The 26,949-nt window shown below is 60.4% G+C and carries 25 protein-coding genes; 9 read left to right on the top strand and 16 right to left on the bottom strand.

Going from position 1 to position 26,949, the window contains the following annotated elements:
• Positions 1-94: 94 nt before the first annotated feature.
• Positions 95-727, top strand: coding sequence for a GNAT family N-acetyltransferase (locus LKX83_RS07780; protein WP_227881602.1), 633 nt, complete (start codon positions 95-97; stop codon positions 725-727).
• A gap of 35 nt (positions 728-762) precedes the next feature.
• Positions 763-1,944: an acetoin utilization protein AcuC gene (locus LKX83_RS07775; protein ID WP_227881693.1), complete on the top strand. Its 1,182-nt coding sequence runs from the start codon at positions 763-765 to the stop codon at positions 1,942-1,944.
• 945 nt (positions 1,945-2,889) lie between these two features.
• Here the strand turns inward: LKX83_RS07775 and LKX83_RS07770 are convergent.
• From LKX83_RS07770 to LKX83_RS07750, 5 genes are all read right to left on the bottom strand, one after another.
• The gene (locus LKX83_RS07770) at positions 2,890-3,585 is read right to left on the bottom strand and encodes a 5'-methylthioadenosine/adenosylhomocysteine nucleosidase (RefSeq protein WP_227881601.1); all 696 of its coding nucleotides are present in this window, start codon (positions 3,583-3,585) and stop codon (positions 2,890-2,892) included.
• 152 nt (positions 3,586-3,737) lie between these two features.
• The gene (gene ccpA, locus LKX83_RS07765) at positions 3,738-4,745 is read right to left on the bottom strand and encodes a catabolite control protein A (RefSeq protein WP_227881600.1); all 1,008 of its coding nucleotides are present in this window, start codon (positions 4,743-4,745) and stop codon (positions 3,738-3,740) included.
• A 124-nt stretch (positions 4,746-4,869) separates the two neighbouring features.
• A complete protein-coding gene (gene ytxJ, locus LKX83_RS07760; protein ID WP_227881599.1) occupies positions 4,870-5,244 on the bottom strand; it encodes a bacillithiol system redox-active protein YtxJ in 375 nt (124 codons plus the stop codon).
• Positions 5,245-5,342: 98 nt separating this feature from the next.
• Entirely contained in the window at positions 5,343-5,717 is a 375-nt protein-coding gene (locus tag LKX83_RS07755; protein WP_227881598.1) for a hypothetical protein, read from the bottom strand.
• A gap of 135 nt (positions 5,718-5,852) precedes the next feature.
• Positions 5,853-6,302 (bottom strand): VanZ family protein, encoded by a 450-nt coding sequence (locus LKX83_RS07750; protein ID WP_227881597.1) that lies wholly within the window; start codon positions 6,300-6,302, stop codon positions 5,853-5,855.
• A gap of 109 nt (positions 6,303-6,411) precedes the next feature.
• Here LKX83_RS07750 and LKX83_RS07745 point away from each other — a divergent pair, with 109 nt between their 5' ends.
• Positions 6,412-6,933 carry a type 1 glutamine amidotransferase domain-containing protein gene (locus tag LKX83_RS07745; protein ID WP_370639044.1) on the top strand — a complete coding sequence of 174 codons (522 nt, stop codon included), beginning with the start codon at positions 6,412-6,414 and terminating at the stop codon, positions 6,931-6,933.
• A 116-nt stretch (positions 6,934-7,049) separates the two neighbouring features.
• On the opposite strand, the gene ptsP is transcribed toward LKX83_RS07745, so the two are convergent.
• The 4 genes from ptsP to aroA form a co-directional block, all read right to left on the bottom strand.
• Entirely contained in the window at positions 7,050-8,804 is a 1,755-nt protein-coding gene (ptsP, locus tag LKX83_RS07740; RefSeq protein WP_227881595.1) for a phosphoenolpyruvate--protein phosphotransferase, read from the bottom strand.
• Positions 8,801-10,687 (bottom strand): glucose PTS transporter subunit IIA, encoded by a 1,887-nt coding sequence (locus tag LKX83_RS07735; RefSeq protein WP_227881594.1) that lies wholly within the window; start codon positions 10,685-10,687, stop codon positions 8,801-8,803. The genes ptsP and LKX83_RS07735 overlap by 4 nt, the downstream gene beginning before the upstream one ends.
• Before the next feature lie 163 nt (positions 10,688-10,850).
• Positions 10,851-11,279 carry a CoA-binding protein gene (locus LKX83_RS07730; RefSeq protein ID WP_227881593.1) on the bottom strand — a complete coding sequence of 143 codons (429 nt, stop codon included), beginning with the start codon at positions 11,277-11,279 and terminating at the stop codon, positions 10,851-10,853.
• Positions 11,280-11,319: 40 nt separating this feature from the next.
• Entirely contained in the window at positions 11,320-12,612 is a 1,293-nt protein-coding gene (aroA, locus tag LKX83_RS07725; protein ID WP_227881592.1) for a 3-phosphoshikimate 1-carboxyvinyltransferase, read from the bottom strand.
• A 117-nt stretch (positions 12,613-12,729) separates the two neighbouring features.
• Here aroA and LKX83_RS07720 point away from each other — a divergent pair, with 117 nt between their 5' ends.
• A complete protein-coding gene (locus LKX83_RS07720) occupies positions 12,730-13,032 on the top strand; it encodes a rhodanese-like domain-containing protein (protein WP_227881591.1) in 303 nt (100 codons plus the stop codon).
• On the opposite strand, the gene LKX83_RS07715 is transcribed toward LKX83_RS07720, so the two are convergent.
• The gene (locus LKX83_RS07715) at positions 13,027-13,554 is read right to left on the bottom strand and encodes a shikimate kinase (RefSeq protein WP_227881590.1); all 528 of its coding nucleotides are present in this window, start codon (positions 13,552-13,554) and stop codon (positions 13,027-13,029) included. The two genes, LKX83_RS07720 and LKX83_RS07715, sit on opposite strands and share 6 nt — an antisense overlap.
• 133 nt (positions 13,555-13,687) lie before the next feature.
• Here LKX83_RS07715 and LKX83_RS07710 point away from each other — a divergent pair, with 133 nt between their 5' ends.
• Complete coding sequence (locus LKX83_RS07710) at positions 13,688-13,972, top strand: hypothetical protein (RefSeq protein WP_227881589.1); 285 nt, start codon at positions 13,688-13,690, stop codon at positions 13,970-13,972.
• 16 nt (positions 13,973-13,988) lie between these two features.
• Here LKX83_RS07710 and gndA read toward each other — a convergent pair whose 3' ends face one another.
• From gndA to LKX83_RS07695, 3 genes are all read right to left on the bottom strand, one after another.
• Positions 13,989-15,404 carry an NADP-dependent phosphogluconate dehydrogenase gene (gene gndA, locus LKX83_RS07705; RefSeq protein ID WP_227881588.1) on the bottom strand — a complete coding sequence of 472 codons (1,416 nt, stop codon included), beginning with the start codon at positions 15,402-15,404 and terminating at the stop codon, positions 13,989-13,991.
• 116 nt (positions 15,405-15,520) lie between these two features.
• A complete protein-coding gene (locus LKX83_RS07700; RefSeq protein WP_227881587.1) occupies positions 15,521-16,174 on the bottom strand; it encodes an SGNH/GDSL hydrolase family protein in 654 nt (217 codons plus the stop codon).
• Positions 16,175-16,313: 139 nt separating this feature from the next.
• Entirely contained in the window at positions 16,314-16,910 is a 597-nt protein-coding gene (locus LKX83_RS07695; RefSeq protein ID WP_227881692.1) for a hypothetical protein, read from the bottom strand.
• 178 nt (positions 16,911-17,088) lie between these two features.
• On the opposite strand from LKX83_RS07695, the gene LKX83_RS07690 reads away from it, so the two are divergent.
• Entirely contained in the window at positions 17,089-17,730 is a 642-nt protein-coding gene (locus tag LKX83_RS07690) for a YktB family protein (RefSeq protein WP_227881586.1), read from the top strand.
• A 111-nt stretch (positions 17,731-17,841) separates the two neighbouring features.
• Here the strand turns inward: LKX83_RS07690 and LKX83_RS07685 are convergent, their stop codons facing one another.
• Positions 17,842-20,850, bottom strand: coding sequence for an efflux RND transporter permease subunit (locus tag LKX83_RS07685; protein ID WP_227881585.1), 3,009 nt, complete (start codon positions 20,848-20,850; stop codon positions 17,842-17,844).
• Between the two features lie 621 nt (positions 20,851-21,471).
• Here LKX83_RS07685 and LKX83_RS07680 point away from each other — a divergent pair.
• Positions 21,472-22,356 carry a transposase gene (locus LKX83_RS07680; protein WP_227881584.1) on the top strand — a complete coding sequence of 295 codons (885 nt, stop codon included), beginning with the start codon at positions 21,472-21,474 and terminating at the stop codon, positions 22,354-22,356.
• Between the two features lie 784 nt (positions 22,357-23,140).
• Here LKX83_RS07680 and LKX83_RS07675 read toward each other — a convergent pair.
• Positions 23,141-24,325: an MFS transporter gene (locus LKX83_RS07675; RefSeq protein WP_227881583.1), complete on the bottom strand. Its 1,185-nt coding sequence runs from the start codon at positions 24,323-24,325 to the stop codon at positions 23,141-23,143.
• Positions 24,326-24,547: 222 nt separating this feature from the next.
• On the opposite strand from LKX83_RS07675, the gene LKX83_RS07670 reads away from it, so the two are divergent.
• Together LKX83_RS07670 and LKX83_RS07665 are read left to right on the top strand one after the other, a co-directional pair.
• The gene (locus tag LKX83_RS07670; protein WP_227881582.1) at positions 24,548-26,017 is read left to right on the top strand and encodes an aminotransferase class I/II-fold pyridoxal phosphate-dependent enzyme; all 1,470 of its coding nucleotides are present in this window, start codon (positions 24,548-24,550) and stop codon (positions 26,015-26,017) included.
• A 107-nt stretch (positions 26,018-26,124) separates the two neighbouring features.
• A complete protein-coding gene (locus LKX83_RS07665) occupies positions 26,125-26,547 on the top strand; it encodes a DUF1885 family protein (RefSeq protein WP_227881581.1) in 423 nt (140 codons plus the stop codon).
• A 104-nt stretch (positions 26,548-26,651) separates the two neighbouring features.
• On the opposite strand, the gene LKX83_RS07660 is transcribed toward LKX83_RS07665, so the two are convergent.
• Positions 26,652-26,942 carry a DUF1292 domain-containing protein gene (locus tag LKX83_RS07660; RefSeq protein ID WP_227881580.1) on the bottom strand — a complete coding sequence of 97 codons (291 nt, stop codon included), beginning with the start codon at positions 26,940-26,942 and terminating at the stop codon, positions 26,652-26,654.
• Positions 26,943-26,949 lie beyond the last annotated feature (7 nt).

The raw sequence follows: 26,949 nt of genomic DNA, 5'->3' as shown, positions 1-26,949 counted from the left end.
AGAATTTCCGCGAAGAAGGGACATTTTCGAGGAAAAAGCGGCGGTTCGTCCGTATTATCGTGTATAATGACAGCATTCAAAGGAGAGATCCCGCATGGAACATGTGAAGCGCTACCAGTATTCCACGCGGCCGGGCAAAGACGGCCCGATCGTCGTGGAAGGCCCCGTCGAACCGGATCGGCTCCGGCAGTATCGGCTCCATGAGAAGCTGGATGCGTTCCGCCGTCCCAAGGAGCAGCACGAGGCGCTCGTCGAGATCGCCGAACTGCCCGAAGGACGCATCATCGTCGCGCGAGACGAAGACATCGTCGTCGGCTACGTGACCTTCCACTACCCCGACGAGATGGAGCGCTGGTCCGAGGGCGGCATGGACGATCTCATCGAGCTCGGCGCCATCGAAGTGGCCGACGACTACCGCTCGCTTGGCCTCGGCAAGGCGCTCATCTCCACAGCTTTCGCTGAAGGCCAGCTGGACAACGCGATCGTCTATACGACCGAATATTATTGGCATTGGGATCTGGACAACAGCGGCCTCAGCGTCTGGGAGTACCGGGACATGATGGAGAAGCTGATGAAGTCCGTCGGCATGGTCTGGTTCGCGACGGACGATCCCGAGATCTGCGCCCATCCGGCGAACTGTCTTATGGTACGGATCGGCAAGGATGTCCCTCTCTCCTCCGCGGAGCAGTTCGACCGCGTCCGGTTCCGGCAACGGTTCATGTACTGACGAAAGGAAGGCGACCTCAGTTGACTCATTCCCGCATGGAAGCGCTGTGGATCGACAGCGCGGCGGCTTCGCATTATCGGTTTCACGAGGACCATCCGTTTCATCCGATCCGGCTGGCCCTGACGGAAGACTTGCTCGATGCGTGCGGGGCGCTTCGCTCCGACCAGAAAATGAAACCACTGACACCGCACGCCGACGAAGTGCTCGATTGGATCCACCGGGCGGACTACATTGCCGCCGTTCGGGCGCTCAGCGAAAGCGCGCCCGGCTCCGAAGCGATCGCCCTTGCCGGCCAATACGGCTTCGAGCTGGACGGCGATACGCCGTACTTTCCCGGCATGCACGAAGCCGCGGCCGCGATCGTCACCGGATCGGTGGCCGCCGCCGAAGCGGTTATGTCGGGTCTGACCCGCCATGCCCTCCATCTGGGCGGCGGGCTGCATCATGCGTTCCAGGATCGCGGCGCCGGCTTCTGCGTCTACAACGACGCAGCCGCAGCCATCCGCTGGATGACGCGCAAGCACGGCGCCAAGGTGCTCTACGTCGACACGGACGTACACCACGGGGACGGCGTCCAGTGGAGCTTCTACACCGATCCGGACGTGTTCACCTTTTCCATTCACGAGACTGGCAAGTTCCTGTTTCCCGGCAGCGGATTCGCCCATGAACGCGGAGAGAGCTCCGGCTACGGCGCCTGCCTGAACGTGCCGGTCGAGCCCTACACGGAGGACGACTCCTGGCTCGAGAGCTTTTCGACGGCGCTCGAGCGCGTCATCCGCGTTTTCAAGCCCGACGTCATCGTCAGCCAGCACGGCTGCGACGCGCATGCGCTGGATCCGCTGGCGCACGTGCACTGCAGCATGCGAATCTACCGGGAGATGCCCCGCCTCATTCACCGGCTGGCGCACGAATGGACCGACGGACGTTGGATCGCGCTCGGTGGCGGCGGCTACGAGCACTGGCACGTCGTGCCGCGTGCTTGGGGCTTGTTGTGGCTCGAGATGACCGACCATCCGCTGCTCGAAGTCATCGACGCGGCTCCGGAAGGTACTCCGCTGCCCACCGATTGGCCACGCATCGTCTCGCCGCACCGTCCGGCCGATCTTCCCCGTACGTGGCTCGACGATACGGCCGCTTGGGCGCCGATGCCGAGGCGCGCGGAGATCGCCGCCAAAAACCGGGAAGTGCTGGCGCTCGCGCTTCAGCATCTGGGATAAGCGTGCAGCGGCCATTTCCCGCCGATCTTGGAACGAATAACGAATGCTTTTCAATCCAAATGACCGTACGTTCAGCTATGTGCTAGAAGTACGGTCTTTTCGTTTTCGCTGATGTTGGGTGGGTGACAGGTTGTTCTGCCATTCTCCAGCCCTTCGTGCATGATCCCCTTCGCTCAGGCTGGCCTGCTATTCTCCAGCCCTTTGTGTATGATCCCGTTCGATCAGGTTGGTCTGCTATTCTCCAGCCCTTTGTGCATGATCCCATTCGGTCAGGCTGATCTGCTATTCTCCAGCCCTTTGTGTATGATCCCCTACGCTCAGGTTGGTCTGCTATTCTCCAGCCCTTTGTGCATGATCCCGTTCGGTCAGGTTGTCTACCATTTCGCCAGCCTTTCGTACGTTATCCCCTTCGCTCAGGCTGGCCTGCTAATCTCCAACTCTTTGTGCATGATCCCCTTCGATCAGTCTGCTATTCTCCAGCCCTTTGTGTATGATCCCCTTCGCTCAGGTTGGTCTGCTATTCTCCAGCCCTTTGTGTATGATCCCCTTCGCTCAGGTTGGTCTGCTATTCTCCAGCCCTTTTTGCATGATCCCGTTCGGTCAGGTGAACATCGAGTAACGAGTTTTAAAAACGCCGATAGCACAGCCGACAAAATTGATTGAATGGGATAATGGCCTAAGAAAGACAATGCCCCCTCACTCGCCTGAGCAAAGGGGATAATGTCACAAGGGATTCAAGAGATATGGAAAGCCCTCACCGATTACGTCCAACTGACCGAAGGGGATCATGCATCAAGGAACTCAAAAGACATAGAAAGCCGCCCTGCCCCTTCCGAGCACCTGAGCGAAAGGGATGATGCCCGAAGGGTCGCAAAAGGCGTGAAAAGCCCCTACCCTTTCGTCCATCGGAGCAAAAAGGATAGGGGCTGGAAGCTCAAAGGCCGCTTAAAGGCGCTGAAGCATTTCGTCTACGATTGCGTAGGAACGGTTTGCCGCTGTCACGGTGAATTCGGCGAAGTTGACGTCAGCCGAACCGTCGGCCTTGTCCGACATCGAGCGGATGACGACATACGGCACCTCGTTCAAGGCGCAAACCTGCGCAACGGCGGCTCCCTCCATCTCCGTGCACGTGCCTCCCAGCTCCTCGTGGAGCTGCCGGACGACGTCGCGGTCGGCGATGAATTGATCGCCTGACAGCACCTTTCCCGTCTTGCAGTGTCCGGGGAACACCTTCTCTCCCGCTTCGACGGCAGCCTTTACGAGCACGGCGTCGGCCGGCCATTCGGACACGTTCTGATAAGGGATGACCCCGCGGGCAAAGCCGAGCGGCGTCACGTCGACGTCGTGCTGCATGCTGCTCGTGGAGATGACAATATCGCCGATGTCCAGCACCGGATCGAGCGCGCCGGCGACGCCGGTGAAGATCACCTGCACCGCGTTGAAGCGGTCGATCAGTACCTGCGTGCAGACGGCCGCGTTTACCTTGCCGACGCCGGACTTGCAGATGACGACTTTTTTCCCGTTCAGCGAGCCCGTATAATACGGGATGCCGGAGCGCTTCATTTCCACGGTGTCTTCCAAATGTTCGAGCAGCAGATCGATTTCTTCCTGCATCGCTCCGATAATGCCGATCAATTCCATCCCTCTATTCCGCCTCCTATCGAAGAGGCCCTGCTGCGGGATTCTCACTTCCCGCGCAGGGCGACTGTCGAGTGCGATGTGGTCTTCCAATACGACGAACCCGTTGCTTGGCTTCGGGTGAACCCGTTCAACCTGGCATCGGGAGCGTCCGCTCAGCTCAGCGCGGAAACCGAGCTGCGAACGATGAGCTCGTGCGGGAGCACGACGCGCGCCTGTTCGACGTTTTCCTTTTTCATCAGTTTGGTCAGAAGCCGCATGGAAACGGCCCCAATGTCGTACATCGGTTGGGCGACGGTCGTCAGCTGCGGACGCACCATCGAAGCCATGCGAATGTTGTCGACGCTGATGACGGACACGTCTTCCGGAACTTTGAGCCCGGCGTCCTGGATGCTGTGAATGGCGCCGATCGCCATCTCGTCCGTCGCCGCGAACACCGCGCTCGGCCGGTCGGAGAGCCCCAGGAAATACTGCATCGCCTCGATGCCGGACTCGTAGCGATAGTTGCCGATACGCACGTACTCTTCGTTTAGCGGAATACCGGCTTGCTCCAGCGCTTTCTTGTAGCCTTGGTAACGGGCGTATCCGTTCGCCGGGTCCTGCAGCGTGCCGCTGATCATCGCGATCTTGCGATGGCCGTCGGCAATCAGCCGCTGCACCGCGTCGAAAGCAGCCGCCTCGTGATCGATATCTACGGACGGCATCGTGCCCTTCTCGTCCGTCGTGGCGCAAAGCACGATCGGCACGTTCGACGTATTGAACGCGAGCAAATGCTCTTCCGTCACCGCGCCTCCCATAAACAGCAGGCCGTCCACCTGCTTCTCGAGCAGCGTATTGATGACGCGGATTTCCTTCTCTTTGCGCTTGTCGGCGTTGCAGAGAATGATGTTGTAGTGGTACATGTTCGCGATGTCTTCGATGCCCCGCGCCACTTCGGCGAAAATCGCGTTGGCGATGTCGGGGATGACGACGCCGACCGTCGTCGTCTTCTTGCTGGCCAGGCCGCGCGCGACGGCGTTGGGCCGATAGCCGAGGCGCTCAATGGCCTCGTACACTTTTTTCCGCGTTTGCGGCTTCACGTTCGGATTGTTGTTGACAACGCGGGATACCGTGGCCATGGATACGCCGGCCTCACGCGCCACGTCATAAATGGTTACCGTCACATTCACCGCTCCAATGTTCACGGAAGGCTGTCAGGAAGACTGCCTGTCCATGGGATAATAAGGTAATGATACGACAAAACGAGTGTTTCCGCAATGATCGCAAAGGCTTACAGCTGCGATCCCCTTAGGTTCTGGACGCTTCCCCGGCCGTTTCCGGCCCGCCGAACTTGTCGCTCAAAAAGCTGTAGGTAATCCGCCAATGCGATTCGTCCCACAGCGGCTGTCCGTCCCGTACCAGAATCGCTTGCGGGGACTTGTGCTGCACGCCGAGCGTCTCGGCGATCGCATTGCTCACCGGCCGTTCCTCGATGACGTGGACGATCGCGAAATCCACCGGCTGCGCGTCCGCATCCGCCATATAATGATGCAGCTCCTCATGCGCGCCTGCGCTGATCGGACACTGCGTGCTGTGCTTGAAGAGAAGCAAGGGCCGCTCGGCGGAGCCCCGGAGGGCTTCTTCCCATTGCTCGATCGTCGTCAGACGCTTCGCCTCTGCCATTTGCCATACCTCCTTGAAAATCAATCCGTTGATTTTCATGGTATCAGAAATGCCCGTCAGACGCAAAAAAACGGAGCGATCCGCCCCGTTCTTTCGTCTTACGATATGTATTGCGCGCTTAATTGGGACAGCCGCCCGCGCAGCTCGGCCATCCATGCCTCGTCTCCGACGGAAGAAGCGACGATCCACAGGTCCAACAGCTCGTTCGTCCGTTCCTCGGCGACGCGGGCGACGGTCGCCTGGCGCAGCGGCTTCGAGCGGTGCTGCGCGTGACTCAAAACGCCGGCCAACTCGTGGATTTCGTCGAACGGGATCGTCTGGGCCGGCGGCTTGGCGCCGAGCCGATTGACCAGCATCCCCAGGTCGGACTTGACGCCGGGAAACACCTCGTTGCGGGAGCATCCCTCGCAGGCGTACACGGGAACGCTCGTGATGTTCACCAACTTGGCGTAGATCACAGATCTCAAGGTCAAGCGCATGGTATCTCCGCATGGACAACGTTTGAACAACTTCGCCCTCTCCTTACACGGTCTTCGCGGGCCGCCGGCGTCGCGCCGCCTTTCCCGCTCCCCATGTATTCGCGCCGGGCGCGCTGTTCTCCTGCCTTGTTAACCGCTGTAATTTCTGGTATTGCCGCGCTTTTGGCGCCATTGGCGCCAGGTACGCCAGCCATAGAGAAGTACGGCCGCGACGAGCGCTCCGATCCCGTCGTGCAGCAGATCCGCCCAGTCGGGCGAGCGGCCCGGCACGTAGGCTTGGTGCCATTCATCGGTCGCTCCGTACACGACGCAGAACAGGACGACGAAGAGAGCGCGGGAGGCGTCGATTCGGTGAAATCCGAACCCGTATGCGAAGGTGACGGCGAGCGCGAAATAAGCGAAGTAGTGGACCGGGTCGAAACTCCGGAGACCCGGAAACAGCTTTTGCGCCCACGGCAGCCAGCCATCGAGATCGTTGCCCGTGCGCGCGGACAGCAAAAAGATGATCAGCATGCAGGCGACGGCAGGCAGCCATCGCCACAAGGGAGTCGACCAGGAGGATTTGCGGGTGGAACGCATGGGGTAGCTCCTCTCGGCGCGCGGATGTGCGCGGCGTTGGATTATGGTACGATGAATACGGCAAAACCGCCGAATTACGGCCTCATTTGCAGGAATCGGAGGAATGATCATGACCGCGATCAAACAGGTCATCTGTCTCATCGACGACGAGTTCGAGGATCTCGAGCTCTGGTACCCCGTCTACCGCGCGCGTGAAGAAGGCGCGGTCGTCCGGTTCGCCGGCCCGGAGAAGGGCCGCAAGCATATCGGCAAGTACGGCGTCCCCGCCGTCGCCGATCTCTCCTACGCGGAGCTGAACGCCGACGCTTGCGACGGCCTGCTCGTCCCGGGCGGCTGGGCGCCGGACAAAATCCGGCGGGACGAGCGCGTCCAAGCGTTCGTCCGAGCGATCGACGCCGCCGGCAAGCCGATCGGCCAGATCTGCCACGCGGGCTGGGTGCTCGTTTCCGCCAAGATTTTGCAAGGGCGGAAAGTCACCTCGACGCCAGGCATCCGCGACGACATGGAGAATGCCGGCGCGATCTGGTTCGACGAAGCCGTCGTCGTCGACGGCAACCTCGTCTCCGCCCGCCGGCCGCCGGATCTGCCGGCGTACGCGAAGGCGTTCTGCGATGCGCTCTTCGGGCGCTGAGCCGAAGACGCAAGGGACCTTGCGGGCATAACGCCCCAAGGTCCCTTGCCGCTTTTCAGGGCGGCGCCTGCCGCAAGGCGCTCTGGCGCCGCCGATCCCGTCGGGCGCGCCTTCGGTCAGACGCCCGGCTTAACCTTGCCCGCGGCGAGCGCAGTCTCCGCGTGGAACCGCTCGAGCCGCTCGGTGATCGCCTGCGCCGTCGGCAGGGCGAACAGCTCCTCGAAGACGAGGCGGCTCTCCTGCGCGGACGTGCGGAGCATCGCGTCCTTGACCGGCAGGATCGCCTGCGCGGACAGGCTAAGCTCGTCGACGCCGAGCCCGAGCCAGATCGGCATCGCGCGGACGTCGCCCGCGAGCTCGCCGCAGACGCTGACGGGGATGCCGCGCCGATTGGCCGCTTCCGTCACCGCCTGCAGCATGCGGATGATCGCCGGGTGGAACGGCTCGTACAGGTGGCTGATCTGCTCGTTCATGCGATCGACCGCCAGCGTGAACTGTACGAGATCGTTTGTGCCGATGCTGAAAAACGACACTTCGGCGGCGAGCAGATCCGCGATCAGCACGGCTGCCGGCACTTCGATCATGACGCCGGTCGGCAACCCGCCGCGGAACGGCACGCCTTCCGCCTCGAGCTCCCGCTCCGCCTCGGCGAGCAGCGCGTTCGCCTCCCGCACCTCCGAGATCGAAGCGATGAGCGGGTACATGATCCGCACGTCGCCGTGCGCGGCGGCTCGTAGGATGGCCCGCAGCTGGATTTTGAACAGGTCCTTGCGGTCCAGGCTGAACCTGATCGCGCGGTAGCCGAGGAAAGGGTTGTCCTCCTCCGGCATCTCGTAGTAATCGAGCTGCTTGTCGCCGCCGATATCGAGCGTCCGAATGACGAGCGTCTGTCCCTTCAGTCGTTCGGCGGCCGCCCGGTACACCTCGTACTGCTCCTCTTCGGAAGGGAACGACGTTCGGTCCATGTAGAGAAATTCCGTGCGGAACAGACCGACGCCCTGTGCGCCGCTGCCGAGCGCCGCCTCCAGCTCCTTGATGGAACTGATGTTGGCTTTCAGGATCACGCTCTCCCCGTCAGGCGTCACCGCCGGCACCTGCGCCAGCGACTGCAGTTGCTCGCGCTGGGCGAGCTGGCGGCGGCGCAGCTCCGTATAGCTCGCCACCGTCTCGGCGTCCGGCATGACGTGAAGCGCGCCGGTGCCGCCGTCCATGATGAGCAGGTCGCCCGTTGCGATCGGCTCCTCCAGCTTTGCCTCCACGCCCATGACGAGCGGGATGCCGAACGCCCGGGCCATGATCGCCGAATGCGACGACGGGCTGCCGACCATCGTGACGATGCCGAGCACGACGTCGGGCTTTAGATGGATCAGCTGAGACGGCGTCAGCTCGCGCACGACGAGAATAAACGGCTGGGTATCGGTCGGAAGCGCGATCTCGGGCACGCCGAGCAGATGCTTGAGCAGCCGGTTGCCGACGTCCTTGATGTCGAGCGCCCGCTCCTTCATATAGTCGTCGTCGAGCAGATCGAACATCGTGACGAAATGGTCGATCGCTTCCTTGACGGCCACTTCGGCCGCTTTGTATTGCCGCTGGATGATCCCCTGAATTTCGTTCATGAACACAGGGTCGTCCAGGATGGCCAGATGCGCGTCGAAGATGCTCGCTTCCTGGATGCCGACCGCTTCGTCGAGCTCGCTTTTCATCTGGTGGATCTCCGACTTGGAGCGGTTGACGCCTTCGTAAAGACGATCGAACTCGAGCGCCAGATCGCCCACGTCGATCTTCTGCTCCGGCATCTCCCACTCCCAGTTCGGCAGGACGAACGCCTTGCCGATCGCGATGCCTTCCGATGCCGCTAGCCCTTGGATCATGACTCTCCCCCCTTGTTCTCTCTCTCTCGCACGACGACCGACATGACGGCGGCCTGACCCTTTTTCACCGTCTTAAACGGCGCGAACCGCCAGGAGCGGACGATATCTGGATTGGTGATGATCATTGGCGTGGCCAGTGACTTGGCCTCGGCCTTGAGCGTCGGCAGATGGAATCGGATCAGCGGCTGGCCGGGCGTCACTTCGTCCCCTTCCTGCACGAGCGCCGTGAATCCTTTTCCTTTCAAATGCGACGTGTCAATCCCAATGTGCAGCAGTACTTCCAGTCCTTCCGGCGTCTCGATCCCGATCGCGTGAAGCGACGGGTACAGGTGGATGATCTTGCCCCGCACCGGCGCGACGAGCTCGCCCCGGTCGGGAATGAACGCGACGCCCCGTCCCACGAGCTTTTGCGCGAAGATCGGATCGTCGACGTCCTCGAGGGGGATCATCCTGCCCTGCACGGGCGCGTGAAACTGTACCTGATGGACGTCCAGCTGCATCAGCTTGGCGATCTCGCCCCGAATCAGATCGGAGTAGGTGCCGAACACCACCTGTACGTGGCCTCCGCCGAGCCGGATGACACCGGCGGCGCCGAGATGGCGCAACGCCTTGACGTCGACCCGCCGGTCGTCGACGAGCGTCAGCCTGAGCCGCGTGATGCAGGCTTCAAGATGGACCATGTTCTCCTTGCCGCCGAGCGCTTGGAGCACAAGCGGCGCGCGGTATGGAATGTCGCCCGCCCAGTCGTCCAGGCGGGTCGAATCTTCGCGGCCGGGGGTCGACAGCTGAAACTTGCGGATGCTCCAACGGAACAGCACGTAGTAAAGCAGGCCGACGGTCAGCCCCAACGGGACGATCAACCAGCCGCGCTCCGAAATCCGCAGGTTGATGATGTACTCGAGCGCACCGGCGGAAAACGTAAAGCCCGACCGGATGCCCAACTCGTACGTCACCCACATGACGGCGCCGGAGATGAGGGAATGCACCAAGTACAAGTAAGGCGCGACGAACAGAAAGGCGAATTCCACGGGCTCCGTCACCCCGGTGAGGAACGCCGTCAGTGCGGCGACGCGGAATTGCTTGGCCGTCTTGGGCTTCAAGTCCTCGCGCGCTTCGTGGATGATGGCGTACGCGATGGCGGGCAGCGCGAACATGATAATGGGATAGAGGCCGGCCATGTATATGCCCGCCGACGGATCGCCGGCGAAAAAGCGCGGCAGGTCGCCGAAGAAGACGCCGCCGTCCGGCGTCCGATACTCGCCCACCTGAAACCAGAACAGATGGTTCAGCAGGTGGTGCAATCCGAAAGCGACGAGAATCCGGTGCAAAAAGCCGTACAGGAAAACGCCGAAGCCGCCCGCGGACTCGACGATGCCGCCGGAAGCGCTAATCCAGGCGAGCAGGCCCTGCCCGACGCCGATCATGAGCCAGGCGAACAGGAACGAGAAGCCGCTCATGAAAATCGGCACGAACCGCGGCCCGCCGAAAAACTGCAAAGACTCCGGCAGCTGAAACGACTTGAACCGCTCGCTCGCCCACCCGGAAAGAATGCCGATGACGACGGCGGCGAACATGGACGGCTGCACGCCACCGGGGTCGAAGCTCGACGTGACCGCGCTGAAGATGATCATCCCGGCCAGCGCGGCCATCCCTGCGTGCACCGATTGGTTGGAGAGCCCGAGCGCGATGCCGACGGCGAAAACGTACGGAATGTACTGGAACATCGCCATCCCGGCCGCGTACAGCAGCTGGGGCGCTTGAGGCCAGCCGAACGACTCCCACGGGAGCCGGGAGAGGAGCAAAAAGACGGACGCCGCGGGCAGCACCGTCATCGGCAGCATCATCGCCCGGCCCAGCCGTTGGAGAAAGCCCACGCCGAACATGATCTTCGGAATCTCTCCTTTCTATGTTTGTATCGATTGAAAGCGCTGTTGATGACGATAAGTCGAAAAACGACCGAAGAGCCGTCTCCGAAACAAACGGGACGGGCTCCGCGAAGCGCAGCGCGACTTCGGCGGAGGCCGTCCCGGCGATGAAGCGGCGGCCTTACTGCTTGCCGTGGGGCAGCAGAATGGAGTCTTCGACCTTGATGCAGCGATCCATGATGACGGTCAGACCGCCCGCCTGCGCGATCCGCGCCGCTTCGTCGCTCGCGATGCCGAGCTGCAGCCATAGCACCTTGGCGCCGGCCGCGACCGCCTCCTCGGCGATTTGCGGCGTATGCTCCGGCCGGCGGAACACGTTGACGATGTCGATCGGCTCCGGCACGTCGGCCAGCCTGGCGTAACACTTCTCGCCGAGGATCGTCTGAGCCTTCGGATTAACCGGGATGATGCGGTAACCCTTGGCTTGCATCGCGGCGGATACCATGTGGCTCGTCTTCGACGGATCGTCCGACAGGCCGACGACCGCGATCGCGTTCGCCTGTTGCAGAATCTGCTTGATCTCTTCGCGAGACGGATTCTCGAATACCATCGGGATCACCCTCCAGGAATGAGATTGGCTTGCGGCTTCCTTATTCTACCCACTGGACCTGCGCGCCAAGCGCCCGCAGATGGTCGAAATAGTTCGGGTACGACTTGGCGACATGGTGCGCGTCCTTGATGCGGATCGGTTGCGCCGCACGCAAGCCGACGACGGTTAGCGCCATGATGACGCGGTGGTCGAAGTGCGCGTCGATCTCGACATCGCCTTCCACGCCTTCCGGGCGGCCATGAACGATGATCTCGTCGCGCTTTTCCTCGACGTTCGCGCCCGCTTTGCGCAGCTCGTTCAAGTAGTCGGTGATGCGGTCGCATTCCTTGTAGCGCAGGTTCTCTACATTATAGAACCGGGAGGTGCCTTCGGCGAATACGGCTGCGGCGACCATCGCCAGCACGCCGTCGGTGAACGCGTCTCCGTCGAATTCCCCCGCGATCAGCTTGCCGTTGCCCCGTACCCGGACGACGCCGTTCTCGTGCTCGAGCGGCACGTTCATCGCCTTCAGCACGTCCACCACGGCGCGCTCGCCCTGCTTGCTGTCTTCCAGCAGTCGGCGGACGGTCACGTCCGACTCCGTCACGGCGGCGGCGGCCAGAATGGCGGCCGAGCCCGGGTAGTCGCCTTGCACCGTGTATTCCTGCGCCTTGTACTGCTGGTGGCCGGGGATGCAATAGTGCATCAGATCCTCCGACGCTTCGATGACGATGCCGGCTTGCGCCAGCACCTCGAGCGTCTGCCCGACGACGACCTTGGACTTCAGGTCGTGCAGCACTTCGATCTCGCTGTCCTCGTCCAGCAGCGGCGTCAGGAAGAGCAGCGCGCTCAGGAACTGGGAGCTGACGCTGCCGGAAACCCGGATCTTGCCGCCGCGCGGCGCGCCGCCGCGGATCGTGATCGGCAGCTTGCCCTCGCGGTGCTCGATCGTCACGCCCATGTCCTGCAGCGCCTCGATGAGATCGTCGTGCGGCCGCTTGCCCAGCGATTCCGGGTAATTGTTCACGAACGTGACCTCCGGAAGCAGCGCCGCGACCGCCATTAGGAAGCGCAGGACGGCGCCGGCGTTGCCGACGTCCAGTTCCTTCGCCAGGCGGGGATGCTTGCCGAAACCGGTGATGACGATCTTCTCGTCGTCTTCTTCGATGACGGCGCCCAGATCGCGGACGCAACGACGCAGCGCGTCGCTGTCTTCGCTGTGCGCGGGATAGCGGATCGTGCTCGTGCCGTCCGCCAGCGCGGCGACGAGCAGATAGCGGGTCGTATAGTTTTTGGAGGACAACGCTTGTATTTCACCTTGCAGCCGCCCGGTAGGCGTCACGATCATATCCATATGTACATCCGCTCCTTCTGTCTAGCTATCGCCCTTGCACAGTTGATTTGTCGTTCCGGCCGCCGTATCCTTAGGAGGAGTCAGTACCATCCGCCAATAAGGAAAGGAACGATCTCCATGAGTACGTACGAGACGACGACGGCCGAGCAACTGAAAGCCCGGCTGGACGCCGGCGAAAATATCCATCTGATCGACGTTCGCGAGGACGAAGAAGTCGCCGAAGGCATGATCCCCGGCGCCGTGCACATCCGGCTCGGTACGATCCCGCAGCGGCTCGACGAAATTCCGCGCGAAGGCGAGGTCGTCTTCATCTGCCGCAGCGGCGCCCGCAGCGGCCGCGCCTGCGAATATTTGGCCGAGCTCGGCTTCGAGCGTCCGGTCAATATGCTGGGCGGCATGCTCGCCTGGAACGAGCTATAATACCTGGCGGAGCACCAGCTCCGCGATCTCCTCGGGCGTCCGCCCGCAGGTGTCGATGGCGACGTGCGCGAAGTCGTATGCGTGCCGCCGCGTGGCGAGCAGCGCGTCGATGCGCGCCTCGGCGTCGCCCGCGAGCAGCGGGCGTCCCGCCGCTTCGCCGCCAGCGACGACGCGGGCGATAAGCGTCTCGCGATCCGCCGTCAGCGCGACGACGAGCCCGCCCGCCAGCATGGCGGCGCGGTTGTCGTCGCGGAGGACGGCGCCGCCGCCCGTGGCGACGATGCGCCGCTCGCCGGCGAGCACGTCGCGGATGACCGCGCTTTCCAGCTCGCGGAACGCGGCCTCCCCTTCGCCTGCAAAGATCTCCGGAATGGTGCGCTCCGCGCGCCGCACGATCTCGTCATCCGTATCGATCCGGGACCAGCCCAGCCGCTCCGCGAGCAGCCGGCTCACGGTCGATTTGCCCGTCCCCATAAAGCCGACCAACACGACGTTGCGGCATTGATATTCCTCGCTGGACACGTTATTCCCCACTTCCACGTGACATGGCCTGTACGCTTTTCCTATCATAGCATATCGACTGCAGGTATAAAATAACGACTTTTTCCGTAAGGATGATAGTGTAACCAAGTCCTTCCCGAAGGTGTGATGCCACATGGAACCCGCACGGAACCCCGGCAGGCCGCTGCCCGCTTCGGACATGCTGCGCCGTCTCCAGACCCCCGACTACCCGCTCTGCCGGGAAGACGTGCTCTGGGCGCTCGATTACATCAAACACAAAGTGGCCGATGGAGCCCCCGAATGGTCGGAGCTCGATCGGCCACAGTTGCTGGCGCACTTCGCGTGCTATGCGAGCCTCGCGATGCGCCTGGTGCAGCGGCAAAGCTTATGCGGCGAAGACGCCGCGTGCCTGCGCGCCATGCTGGCGGACATGCGCTAGCCGGTCGGCCGGGCGCTTAGTTGTGCAGCCAGTTGTGGTGGAACGTGCCTTCCTTGTCCAGCCGCTTGAACGTATGCGCGCCGAAGTAGTCGCGCTGCGCTTGGAGCAGGTTGGCCGGCAGGCGCTCGGAGCGGTAGCTGTCGTAGTACGCCAGCGCGCTTGCGAACGACGGCACCGGAATACCGTAACGGACGGCCGTGCCGACGACTTCGCGCCATGCATCCTGATACGACTCGACGACGCCTTTGAAGTACTCGTCCAGCAGTAAGTTGCGCAGCCCCGGGTCGCGGTCGTAGGCGTCCTTGATGTTTTGCAGGAAGCGGGCGCGGATGATGCAGCCGCCGCGGAAAATCATCGCGATGTTGCCGTACTGCAGATTCCAGTCGTACTCCTCCGAAGCCGCGCGCATTTGCGCGAAGCCTTGCGCGTAGGAGCAGATCTTGCTCGCGAACAGCGCCTTGCGCACGCTCTCGATGAACGCAGCTTTATCGCCCGTGAACGGCGTCGTCTTCGGCCCTTGGAGCACCTTGCTCGCCGCGACGCGCTCTTCCTTCATCGCCGACAGGAAGCGGGAGAAGACGGATTCGGTGATGATTGACAGCGGCACGCCCAGATCGAGCGAGCTTTGGCTCGTCCATTTGCCGGTGCCCTTCTGGCCGGCGGAATCGAGGATGACGTCAACCATCGGCTTGCCCGTTTCCGGATCCTTCTCGGCGAAAATGTCGGTCGTGATCTCGATCAAGTAGCTGTCGAGCTCGCCTTTGTTCCATTCCTTGAAGATCTCGTGCAGCTCGTCCGTGGACACGCCCAGCACGTCCTTCAGCAGCTGGTAGGCTTCGCAGATCAGCTGCATGTCGCCGTACTCGATGCCGTTGTGCACCATTTTGACATAGTGGCCTGCGCCGTCCGGTCCGATGTACGTGCAGCACGGGTCGCCGTTCACCTTCGCGGAGATGCTGGTCAGGATCGGCTCGACGAGACGGTAGGCTTCTTCAGGTCCGCCCGGCATGATGGACGGGCCTTTCAGCGCGCCCTCTTCGCCGCCGGATACGCCGGTGCCGATGAAGTGGAAGCCGCGCGCGGTCAGGTCATTGCTGCGGCGTTGGGTGTCCGGGAAGTAGGCGTTGCCGCCGTCGATGATGATGTCGCCCTTGTCCAGGTGCGGAACGAGCGATTCGATGGTCGCGTCGGTGCCGGTTCCCGCTTGGACCATGATCAGAATTTTGCGGGGCTTCTCGAGCGAAGCGACGAATTCTTCGACGGAGTAGGTCGGCACGAGGTTTTTGCCTTGTCCTTCCGTGTTCATCAAATCGTCGGTCTTTTCCCGGGAGCGGTTATAGACGGCTACCGTATAGCCGCGGCTCTCGATATTCAATGCCAGGTTGCGTCCCATGACGGCCATGCCGACGACGCCGATGTTTGCTTTGGACATGTTTCGTTTCCTTCCTTTGAATCGAATTTTTCCCCTGCCGTTCCTCACGGCTTCGCCGCGATTCAACACTGCTTATTGTACTCTTTTTACCCCGTTATGAAAACTATCTTCTGTTTTCAACCGTTCCAGGAGAATTCGATCGCGTCGAGGAACGCCTTGGCCAGCGTCAGATGCCCACCCGTGCTCGGATGCACGCGGTCCCAAGCGATCGTCGCCGGGTAAATGTGGGCCAGCACCTTGTCGAATGCGGCTTGCGTGTCGACGAACAGCGTGCCGTGCTTCTCCGCGGTCCGCTTCACGATCGCCCCGTAGGCGTCCATCGTCGCCCGCATGGCGTCGGATGGGTTCGGCTCGAGATAGAACGGGGTCATGAGCACGATGCCCTTGACGCCGTTCTTCGTCTTCTCGACGAGCTCGTCCAGCGTCGCTTCGTATTCGTCCGGATAGACGTGCGATTCCTTTATGTAAGGCTGATCGTACTGGCGCCACACGTCGTTCGTCCCGATCATGACCGACAGCCAGTCGGGCTTCAGATCGAGCACGTCCGTCTGCCAACGCGCTTTCAGATCGCGGACCGTATTCCCGCTTGTCCCGACGTTGGCGATCCGGATCGCGAGCTGCGGGTAGACCGTCTGCAGCAAGCCTTCCACCATCGATACGTATCCCCGGCCGAGACCGTCGCCGAGCCCTTCCCCGATCGGCCGTCCCCGGCCGCAATCCGTGATGGAATCGCCGATCATCACCAGTTTATCGCCATGCGCTAACTTCATTCTGTTTCCTCCTCATCCGCGTTATTCACCTCCCACATTTTAACCGTTCAACGCAGAAAAGGACAGAACCAAAAAATAAAACGGACGTCCCGAAGAACGTCCGTACCTGTATATCGTTCTATGCGGCCAAAGGACCGGATCACAGCTCCAGCAGCAGGCTCTCGGTGCGCATGGCAGCGAGCTTTTGCTTGCAGGCTTCCGCATCCTCGGAGCGTCCTTCCTGCAGGGCTTCGTGCAGCAGGGCAAGCTCGTAATCGATTTCAAGTCGCAAGACGCCCGCCCGGTGCTCGGCTCTCTTGGATTTATAGGCCTGAATCATGTCTTCTACCGTAATCTGAGGGCGCTTCTGGAAAATAATCCGATGTTCCATGCCTGACACCTCCACGAGACGTATGATTTCACCAAACATGATGTTCTCGATGAGTACCTGACGATCTCGAAAACGCTTGACGACGGCATGCCCCCGGGAATCGTTGATCAGCTTCTCGATCAGGAAAGCCAGCTTCTCGTCCTTGACGAGATAGTCGCCCACCATCTTGTAACGGCTCTGGGTGCGCTGGAAGCGCATCTTGAGCAGCTTGCGCCCGGTGCGGACGGAGATGAGGAACTGGTGCTCGCTCTCGTTCCAGTAGAGGGAGTAGCCTTCCTGAATGAGCTCCCGGATCAAATTTTGAATCTGCCTGCGATCGAAACGAAGCTCCAAGTTGCAGTACTCGACTTCGTGGCTTCGATTCACGGCCATCCCCCCCTCCTGCGGCGTCTACACAGACTGAGTTGTTGACCGAATTGTCTGACTATTGTTGCTTACCTTTATCTTATACTTCATCATATGTTCTGGCAACTTGGTTTCTTGACTATTTTCGCGTATAGTGAGGGCAAATCGCACACCAAAATTTAGCCTGAGGTGAAGCAGCTTGCCTACTACGATCCAAACCGACTTTACAGGGTTCGCCGACGCGGACTTCGACGCCCTGACTACGCCCGGCCTGGAGGGGCGGATGGAAGCCATCATCGGCCGCGTCCGGCCGAAATTACATATGCTGGGCGAAGCCCTGGCCCCGGCCGTTTCGGAACTAAGCGGGGAGCCTATGTACGCGCACGTGGCCAAGCACGCCCGCCGCTCGGTCAATCCGCCAGACGACACCTGGGTCGCCTGGTCGCGCCATCCTCGCGGCTACAAGGCGCACCCCCATTTCCAGATCGGACTATGGTCGACGCACCTGTTCATCCAGTTCGCGATCATTTACGAGAGCCCGAACAAAACCGTCTTTGCGGAGCGCGCCGCCGCGGAGCTGGCGTCCGTTCGCTCGGCCGTCCCGGCCGAGTACGTCTGGTCCAAGGATCATATGCAGCCGGAAGGCACGCCGCACCGCTCGCTTTCGGACGAGGAACTGACCGCCTGGCTGGCCAGGCTGAAGACGGTCAAAGCCGCCGAGGTGACGTGCGGTCTCCATATCCCTCGCACGGACCCGCTCCTGGCGGACGGAAGCGCGTTGCTCGGGAAAGCGCAAGAGGTGTTTCGCACCTTGAAGCCTCTGTACAAGCTCTCGTTCTAGCGGAATCGCCTGCCGCTTACCTAATTCATACACCATTTCATAGAAAGGCCAAACAGGGCAATCCCCCGCCGGAATCCGGCAAACGGGATTGCCCTGTTTGTCATGCATCGATCATGCCGCGGCGCTCTGCTGCTGGGTCCGGCGTTGACGGCGGGACTTGCGAAAGAACAGCAGCTCGTAGAGGCAAGGCACGATGACAAGCGTGAGCAGCGTCGAGACGACGAGGCCTCCGATAACGACGATCGCGAGGCTCTGGGAGACGATGCTGCCGCTTTCCGACGTGCCGAACACGAGCGGAAGCATCGCGCAGACGGTCGCGATGGCCGTCATGAGGATCGGCCGCATCCGCGTGCCCGCCGCTTCGAGCAGCGCTTCGCGGATCGTCATCCGCTGCTCGTTTTGCTTGACGCGGTCGATCAGCACGATCGCGTTGGTTACGACGATGCCGATGAGCATGACGACGCCGAAGATCGCGGTAAAGTCGGGAGTGACGCCGGACACGATCAGTCCGAGTACCGCTCCGATCGGCACGAACAGGATGGACGCCATGATCGCGAGCGGCGCGCGCAGCGTCTTGAACGTGATGACCATGATCAGGTAGACGATCCCGATGGATATGAGCATCATCATGAACAGGCTGGAGAAGTCCGCCGATTGGTCGGCCGACGCGCCGCCAACGTACAGCTTGACGCCTTCCGGCGGGGCGAAGTCCTTCATCGCCTTTTGAATTTCGCTCCCGACGATCGACAGCTGACTCGGCTCGACCGTGGCGGACACGCGCACGTAGCTCTTGCCGTCCTTGTGGTAAAACTTCGTCGGCAGCTCGGCTTTGACCCACTCGGCAACGGCTGACGCCGGCTTCGGACCTTGGTCGGTGATGACCGTAACGTTGTTCAAGTCTTCGGACGACCGCGGCTTCAGCACCGGCTGCATCATGACGGGGAGCGACTGCCCGCCCGTCGTCAGGGAGCCGATCGGCACCGGATTCAACATGCCCTGCAGCTGCGTTGCGATCTCGCCGGCTTTCGCTTGGGCGGCGTCCACCTTAAGCGTGTAAACCGTCTTTTTCTCTTCCTGGTTGCTTTGCACCTTGAGCACGTCTTTGATTGGCTTGATCTTGGCCATGACGGCGTCCGCCGTTTGGGTCAGTTGCGCCAAGTCGTCGCCGGTAATGTCGACGTACACCTGCGTAGCGCTGCCGCTGCCGAAGAACGAGCCGGCTCCCGCATTCAGCTCCGCGCCCGGGTAGTTCAGCCGCTCACCCTTTACGGCTTCGATTATGCGGTCCGCGTCGGCGCCTTTTTTCATTTGGACCATGAAGGTAACGAGTGTCGGCGACTTCACGCTGCCATACTTCGCCGCGTCCGCGCTGTTGCCCATGTCCATGCTCACCCACTGCTGGCCGTCCTGTTTCATCAGGAACGATTCCAGCTTCTTGCCGCTCTCGAACACTTGATCGACCGGCGTATCCGGTTTGTATTCCAGCGTGACGTTTAAGCTGGTCGCGTCGGACGAATCGATCGAGCCTTTCGGCATCGAGGCGTACGTCGCCAGCGAACCGACCAGCAGCACGAATGCGAGGAGGATCGGAAGCCACTTGTGCTTCAAATTCCACGCGAGAAACGCAGTAAACCGCTTGGAAGGCTGATGCTCCTTGATCATGGAATTCTTCAGTACCCCCGCGCTCATGAGCGGGATGACCGTCAGCGCCACGAGCAGCGACGACAGCAGCGAATACGTGACGGTCAGCGCGAACGGCAGCAGAAACGATTGCAGCGAGCCCCTCAGCAAGCCCATCGGCAGGAAGACCGCGACCGTCGTGAGCGTCGATGCCGTAATGGCCGTCGCGACTTCCTTCGTCGCGTCGATGACGACCGAGGCGGAGAACGGCTCTTTCTGCAAGCGGCGGAATATGTTCTCGATGACGACGATGCTGTCGTCGACGAGTCGTCCGACCGCGACCGCGACCCCGCCCAGTGTCAGGATGTTCAGCGTGATGCCGGACGCATCGAGCAGGTACAGCGTCAGTCCAAGCGACAGCGGAATCGAGACGATCGTGACGAGCGTCGCCCGCACGTTGCGCATGAACAGCAGGATGACGATCGTAGCGAACAGAGCGCCCATGAGCACCTCGCGAAGCATGCTGTTGACGGAGCCGACGATTTGCTCCGACGTGCTCATGACGACTTCGAGCTTCGCCGAAGGGTTGTCTTCGTTCAACCGCTCGACGGACTTCTCCACCTCTTTGCCGACCTGAACGGCATTCGCGTTGGCGCCTTTGGAGACGACCAGCATCAACGCATCTTTTCCGTCGATCCGGCTGACGCTCTCCTGATCGTCCTGCAGCTTGACCTCGGCGACGTCGCCGAGACTTACGCCGTTTGCCACGGGCAGTTTCTTGAGTGCGTCCACGCTATCCAAACCGCTGGCGGCCACGTTCAGGTTGACGATCGCGCCGTCCAGCGTCGTCTCCCCGACGGAGGCCGAAGCGTCGCGGCCTTGCAGGACGCCGTAAAGCGCCTGCAGCGGCACGACCTTCGCGGCCAGCTTCTCCGGATCCGGCGTGACGCTTACGATCGGATTGGATTTACCGGACAGCTGCACCGGTCCGACGCCGTCGATCGCCTGGAACGCATCCATCGCACGACGTTCGACGAGTTCCTTTTCCGCATCGGTCGTTCCTTCCTTGAACGTCAGCGAAACGAACGAGATCGGAATCATCGACGTGTTAAACTGCACGACATACGGCGGCGAGACTCGTTCTGGCAGTTGAACGGCGTTCACCGCGCGCTCGACCTCCGCTTTCGCATCCTTCATGTTCGTCTTCGAATCGAAGTCCAAGTTCAGTTGAGAGAATCCGTCCCCCGACGAAGAGAACGTGTTCGTCTTGCCCTTGACGCCCGCGACGGCTTGCTCCAGCGGGCCCGTCACCGTTCTCTCCATCGTCGCCGCGTCGTAGCCCGGGCCGATGACGCTTACCGTCACCTGCGGATTGTCCGCCTCGGGCAGAAACTCCATCGGAAGTTTAAAATAACTGAAAATGCCTAATCCGAGCACCATCACCACAAGGATGACGATGGCCGCTTTGTTGCGAAAAGCGCCTTGAATGAATGATCTCACGCCGGTTTCCCCTTCCACTCCACGTTTTCTCCTGTCTTCTCCTCATTCAGCATAAAACGCGAGCGGTCGAGTCGAGAAACGGCTGCAGACCGGATTTGCGCCTGGACTCAAGTCTGAGGAAGAATCCGACGCAAGGCGCTTTCGAAGCCTTTCCACTTGTTGGATGTCCATTGGAGATAGCGCCAGGCCACCCTCGGCCTCACGTTATCCACGGCTGCAAGCCAGATCGTCCTCTCGCCGTCACCGTCGTGCGGTTGCTTCGGCAGCTGGTAGGTGTAGTTTTCTCCCCCTTTGGGCATTATCCCCTTAGGTCAGCTCCGGACTATTCTACCTTCCGCTTATTCCCTTTGGGCATTATCCCGTTCGATCAGGTTAGACTGGTTTTATCTCTGGACTATTTCCTTTCGGCCTTATCCCCTTCGCTCAGGGAAGTCTACTCTGCGATTTCACCCATTTCTACACGGAAAAAGCCATTCATCGAAGATACGGGGATCCTTGTTTGCATCTTCTTTGCCAGCATCCAATTCCGAGTTGGATTTGGAAGATTTTTGTTGAACGTTGACTAGTTATTTGATATCATTGGATAAGAACATATGTTCCGATAAAGAGGTGATGAAACGTATGATGCAACTTCATTTTCCGGATGACGAAGCTGAATGCGCGCAGCGTTTATTTGACGCGAAGTGGCCGAACGGGATCGTTTGCCCTCGTTGCGGCCAGCGCTATTTTTATAGCATTTGTTCACGCCGCTATCCTCTTTATCAATGCCGTACTTGCGGCCATCAGACCTCTCTCACGGCCGGCACGGTCATGGAGGGAAGCCGCACCCCGCTCAGCAAGTGGTTTCAAGCGATTCGCTATCTTTCTGCAGGAATCAGCGCGACCCAGTTGCACCGTCTGATTGGCGTTACCTACAAAACGGCCTGGTTGATCAACCACAAGCTCCGCCGCGCCATCCAAGAGGCCGACCGGAAGTGGCAATTGTCCGGCCAAGTTCATATCAAAGGCATTTTTTATGCGGAACGGCGTTTCCACCCCAGCATCTACTTCCACCCTCGCGAGCAGCCTCTTCTAGCAGGCGCCACCGTTAACCGTCAAGGGCTTCCCGTTCAGGTCAAGATCAAGAAAGTTTTGAAAACCGAAACCCATTATCGCTCGATTCACCGCAGGGACGGCGAACAGTTTTTGAAGAACCACGTCGAGTCTGCGGTTCGTAGTCAGGCCCACTGCACGCTTCATCGCTTCGGCAATGCCGAATACGTGCCGCTTGTAGCACTTTGCAAACATGCGTTCCGTTGGATGAGCGATACTTTCTGCGGAATCGGCAGCAAACATCTCCAGGCCTATCTTGACGAATTCAGTTATCGCTATAATCTCTCTGCCGATGTGGATTCGTTTGTCGAACATGTAACGATATTGGCCGCCAATACCCGCAAACGTCCCTACTCCTGGATCATTCGCTGCCATCTTTTCGAAGAAGAAGATCTCATATCCAATGCCGCATAGCTGTCTCTGTCCTCCGCCTATTGCGAATGGAAGCGTGAGTCGCTTTCTAATTTCCCATTTTCTATATACAACTCCAAAAAAAAGTGCACCTCTTGTGTGTCATAAATGCCACGTTACCTGAGCGAACGGGACAATGAACAAAGGGGGAAAGTAGAGTTGGTCAGACTGCTAAAAGGGTAAATGCCACGTTACCTGAGCGAACGGGACAATGAACAAAGGGGGAAAGTAGAGATGGTCAGACTGCTAAAAGGGTAAATGCCACGTTACCTGAGCGAACGGGATAATGACCAAAGGGAGAAAAATAGAGGTGGGCAGACCGTTAAAAAGGTAAATCCCACGTTGCCTGAGCGAACGGGATAATAAGCGAAGGGAAAAAATAGAGGTGGGCAGACCGTTAAAAGGTAAATCCCATGTTGCCTGAGCGAACGGGATAATGAGCGAAGGGAAAAAATAGAGGTAGGCAGACCGTTAAAAAGGTAAATCCCACGTTGCCTGAGCGAACGGGATAATGAGCGAAGGGAAAAAATAGAGGTGGGCGTACCGTTAAAAGGTAAATCCCATGTTGCCTGAGCGAACGGGACGATGGACAAAAGGAGATTAGAGAGGAAATTGAGGCACCTCAACTGCTCCCACAACGGTGATGCTTTCAACAAAAAGCCCCATTTCGCGTTAGAGGCGAGAACGGGGCTTTGATGCCGAATCTAGATGCGTGACTTTGCTGCCGTACTTGGTTGTGCGCCGTTCGCAAACTATACACGAACATGCAAGACACCCGGGTACGGGACTAGGCCTGGGTTTGCGCTTGTTGGGCGGCGCGGTCGGCGCTGCGGAAGCGGGCGAGGAGGCCAAGCGCCGCCAGCGAGAGCAGGCCGGACACGAGGAACGGGAGCCACGATTGCAGCCCCAGCAATGCGGCGCCGAGCACTGGGCCGACGATGCGGCCGAGGCTGTCCATAGAGGAACTGAGCCCGGACGCGATGCCTTGGCCGACAGTCGTCTTCTGCGTGATGAGGGACGTGACGCACGGACGGATGAGCGCGTTGCCGATACCGAATATGCAAAGGTAAACGGTCGCGAGCAGCCAGCTTTTGGCGGTCAGCAGCAGGAAGAAGCCGACCGCGGAGATCACGAGTCCAACGGCGATGTAGATGCCTTCCTGGCCTTTTTTGACTCGCCTGCGCACGACGCCGCCTTGGATAAGCGCACCTACGAGGCCGCAGAAGAAGAACATCATCCCGATGTTCAGCGGCGTCACGTTGAACTTGTCCATGCCGAACAGCTGCAGCGTCGCCTCCAGGATCGCCAGGGAAAAAGTGACGAAGAAGGCAAGGACGTACAAATACTTAAGCGACCCTTGAAAAGCGGTCCAGCGGGACACGCGCTTGCGCGAAGCCGCTTCTGCTCGCCGTTCGGGCGTCATCGACTCCTGAAGCCGGGTCCAAGCCGCGATGAAGGTCAGTAGCGACAAACCGGCGGCCACATAAAATGGCGTATTCAGGGAAACTTCGCTCAGCACGCCGCCGACGAACGGACCGAACGTGAAGCCGAGTCCGATGCTCATGCCGACGACGGCCATTCCCTTGGTCCGCTCCTCCTCGGTCGTGATGTCCGCCACGTAAGCCACGATGCTGGCGGTCACGGCTCCCGAGAACAGGCCCCCGAGCAAGCGGGAGGCATACATGATCGTCAAGTTCCCGTCCGCCAATCCGAACAGCAGGAAGCTGACGCAAAAGCCGAGCACGCCCGTCATGATGACCGGCCGGCGGCCGATCTTCTCCGACAGGCTCCCCCATACCGGAGAGAGCAAAAAGGAAGCGAGCGAGTACAAGGTGAGCATGGCGCCCGTATGCCAGTTGGCCGATTGAGGGCTGACTTCCGAAACCATTTGCGGCAAAACGGGGATGATGATGCCGAAGCCGACAAAGGTGGTCATAAGCATTAACGCGACGATGGCTAGCTTGCTTTTCACGACGTTCTCTCCTCTGAAAGCCCCGTGGGGGACGAATTCCTTTTCTTCATCGTAGCATACCGAAGGGAACGGTTCCAAAAACTCCTTCTTGACGTTTTGGTGACAAGCCCGCTTTCCACGGCCGCCTTGGGACGGAGCGGTTGCAATCCCCCCTAGTTTTGCTATACTCATGCTTGTTTAGATTATCCTTATGCCTGGGCATCGAAAGGCAGTGAGCATTCATTGGATCATTCACGCACCCCGCTGTTTGACGCGCTGCGGCGTCACGCGGAACAAAACCCGGTACAGTTCCACATCCCCGGCCACAAAAAAGGCGCGGGCATGGATCCCGAATTCCGAAGCTTCATCGGGCAAAACGTGCTCGATATCGACCTGATCAATATAGCGCCGCTCGACGACCTGCATCAGCCGGTCGGCGTCATTCTGGAAGCGCAGAAGCTGGCGGCGGACGCCTTCGGGGCGGACGCCACCTTCTTCTCCGTTCAGGGGACGAGCAGCGCGATCATGGCGATGATTTTGTCCGTCTGCGGAAACGGCGACAAAATAATCGTGCCGCGAAACGTGCACAAGTCCATCCTGTCGGCCATCATCTTTGCGGGCGCGCGCCCGGTCTTTCTCTCGCCGGTCCGCGACCGCAATCTCGGCATCGATCACGGCGTAACGACCCGCTCGGTCCGACGTGCGCTGGAACGCCATCCGGACGCGGCGGCCGTGCTTGTCATTAATCCGACCTACTTCGGCGTCTGCGCCAACCTGAAAGAGATCGTGGATCTCGTACACGAATACGATGTTCCGGTCCTCGTCGACGAAGCGCACGGCGCGCTGATCCACTTCTCCGACGAGCTGCCGCTCTCCGCCATGCAGGCGGGCGCGGACATGGCCGCGACGAGCGTGCACAAGCTCGGCGGCTCGATGACCCAAAGCTCGGTGCTGAACGTTCGCGCCGGCCGCGTCAACATCCAGCGCGTGCAGACGATCTTGAGCCTGCTCACGACGACATCGACCTCGTACCCGCTGCTGGCCTCGCTCGACACGGCCCGCCGCCAGCTCGCGCTGCACGGGCGGGAGCTCGCCGCGCGCACGGTCGCACTGGCCCAACAAGCGCGCCAAGCCGTCAACGAGATCCCGGGCCTCTACAGCTTCGGCGAGGATCTGCTCGGTGACGAGGCGACATTCGATTACGATCCGACGAAGCTGACGATTCACGTCCGGCATCTCGGCATTACCGGCTACGACGCGGAAAATTGGCTGCGCGAGCATCATAATATCGAGGTCGAGCTGAGCGATATGTACAATATTTTGTGCCTTGTCACGCCAGGCGATGACGCCTCGTCGATCGACCTGCTGCTCTCTGCGCTCAGGCAACTGTCGGAAACGCACCGCCATACGGGCGAAGTCCGGGAGCTCGTCGTGACGATCCCGGAAATCCCGCACCTGTCGCTGACGCCGCGGGACGCGTTCTACGGCGAGACGGAGGTCGTGCCGTTCCGCGAGTCCGCCGGTCGGATTATCGCGGAGTTCATCTACGTTTATCCGCCAGGCATCCCGATCTTGCTCCCGGGCGAAGTCATCTCGCAGGAGAACATCGACTATATCGTCGACCACCTCGAAGTCGGCCTGCCCGTCAAAGGGCCTGAAGACCGCACCGTAGAGAACGTCAAGGTTATTGTTGAAGAGACAGCCATCTCTTAATCGGTTACGTTCTTGGCCCCGACTCCGCGCATGCGGAGCCGGGGTTTTTGATCTTCGTTGCCAATGCAGGAAGGAAATGCTATCATGTGGCTGTGGAGGTGGCTTCCTTGAGTCAAAGCGCTTACATCACGCTTGTGCAAGGCTCTGCGGTCGATCAGATCACGCTGGAAGACATCAAGGCGCGGCTCGCGCACTACCGGGAGCAGACCGCCCTGACCGGCGAGCAGTTGGGCTGGGATTATGCGAACGCGGCTTTCCCCTACACGATGGAAAGCAAACCGGGCGAAGAGCAGCGCTGGTTCTACTTGAAGGGCAACCAACCGTCGTACAAGTACATTGTCATCGGCTACGCGCGCGGCGGAGAACCCGCGGAAGATCCCGCGCCCGCCATTCAGGTCGTCCTGCCGGAAGGCGCCACCCACGGCGACAAAGCGAAAGCCAACGAGCTGTGCAAATGGCTAGGCAAGCAGCTCCTGGCGGAAGTCCGGCTGTTCAACGGCCGCACCATTTACTACAATCCGCGCAAATAACCGGCACCCGGAGAATCGATCTATCTCACGCATAAAGGGGCCTGCCCCAGCGTCTCCATTGACGCCGGTGCGGCCCCTTTTGTTTGTCGTCATCAAGGTCCGGCTTAGTCTTCCTCTTGCGCAGCCAGTTCCTCGTACACTTTCATGACACGTTCCCATTCTTCGTCGTCTTCGATGTTTACCAGCACTTCGTCTTCCCCGTCTTGCTCGAGGCGGAAAATAACGCCGTCGTCTTCCGGGTCGTTCCGGTCAATCAGCACGGCATAAGCCTGGTCTCCACTTTCGAACGCGTACACCAGCACCATCTCATGTTCGTTGCCGTCTTCGTCGGTGGCGACGAAGATTTCTTCGTCGTGCTCGTGATCGCAGTTTTCGTCATGAACATGATCGCTCATGGAGAAC

It is taken from the genome of Cohnella baijiui (genome assembly GCF_020731285.1).
Lineage (GTDB): Bacteria > Bacillota > Bacilli > Paenibacillales > Paenibacillaceae > Cohnella.
This window is presented reverse-complemented; position numbering and strand designations above follow the sequence as displayed.

Coding starts and splice junctions, on each gene's coding strand:
- LKX83_RS07780 (WP_227881602.1), top strand. CDS start 95: ATGGAACATGTGAAGCGCTACCAGTATTCCACGCGGCCGGGCAAAGAC.
- LKX83_RS07775 (WP_227881693.1), top strand. CDS start 763: ATGGAAGCGCTGTGGATCGACAGCGCGGCGGCTTCGCATTATCGGTTT.
- LKX83_RS07770 (WP_227881601.1), bottom strand. CDS start 3,585: ATGGAATTGATCGGCATTATCGGAGCGATGCAGGAAGAAATCGATCTG.
- ytxJ (WP_227881599.1), bottom strand. CDS start 5,244: ATGGCAGAGGCGAAGCGTCTGACGACGATCGAGCAATGGGAAGAAGCC.
- LKX83_RS07750 (WP_227881597.1), bottom strand. CDS start 6,302: ATGCGTTCCACCCGCAAATCCTCCTGGTCGACTCCCTTGTGGCGATGG.
- LKX83_RS07745 (WP_370639044.1), top strand. CDS start 6,412: ATGACCGCGATCAAACAGGTCATCTGTCTCATCGACGACGAGTTCGAG.
- ptsP (WP_227881595.1), bottom strand. CDS start 8,804: ATGATCCAAGGGCTAGCGGCATCGGAAGGCATCGCGATCGGCAAGGCG.
- LKX83_RS07735 (WP_227881594.1), bottom strand. CDS start 10,687: ATGTTCGGCGTGGGCTTTCTCCAACGGCTGGGCCGGGCGATGATGCTG.
- LKX83_RS07730 (WP_227881593.1), bottom strand. CDS start 11,279: ATGGTATTCGAGAATCCGTCTCGCGAAGAGATCAAGCAGATTCTGCAA.
- aroA (WP_227881592.1), bottom strand. CDS start 12,612: ATGGATATGATCGTGACGCCTACCGGGCGGCTGCAAGGTGAAATACAA.
- LKX83_RS07720 (WP_227881591.1), top strand. CDS start 12,730: ATGAGTACGTACGAGACGACGACGGCCGAGCAACTGAAAGCCCGGCTG.
- LKX83_RS07710 (WP_227881589.1), top strand. CDS start 13,688: ATGGAACCCGCACGGAACCCCGGCAGGCCGCTGCCCGCTTCGGACATG.
- gndA (WP_227881588.1), bottom strand. CDS start 15,404: ATGTCCAAAGCAAACATCGGCGTCGTCGGCATGGCCGTCATGGGACGC.
- LKX83_RS07700 (WP_227881587.1), bottom strand. CDS start 16,174: ATGAAGTTAGCGCATGGCGATAAACTGGTGATGATCGGCGATTCCATC.
- LKX83_RS07680 (WP_227881584.1), top strand. CDS start 21,472: ATGATGCAACTTCATTTTCCGGATGACGAAGCTGAATGCGCGCAGCGT.
- LKX83_RS07660 (WP_227881580.1), bottom strand. CDS start 26,942: ATGAGCGATCATGTTCATGACGAAAACTGCGATCACGAGCACGACGAA.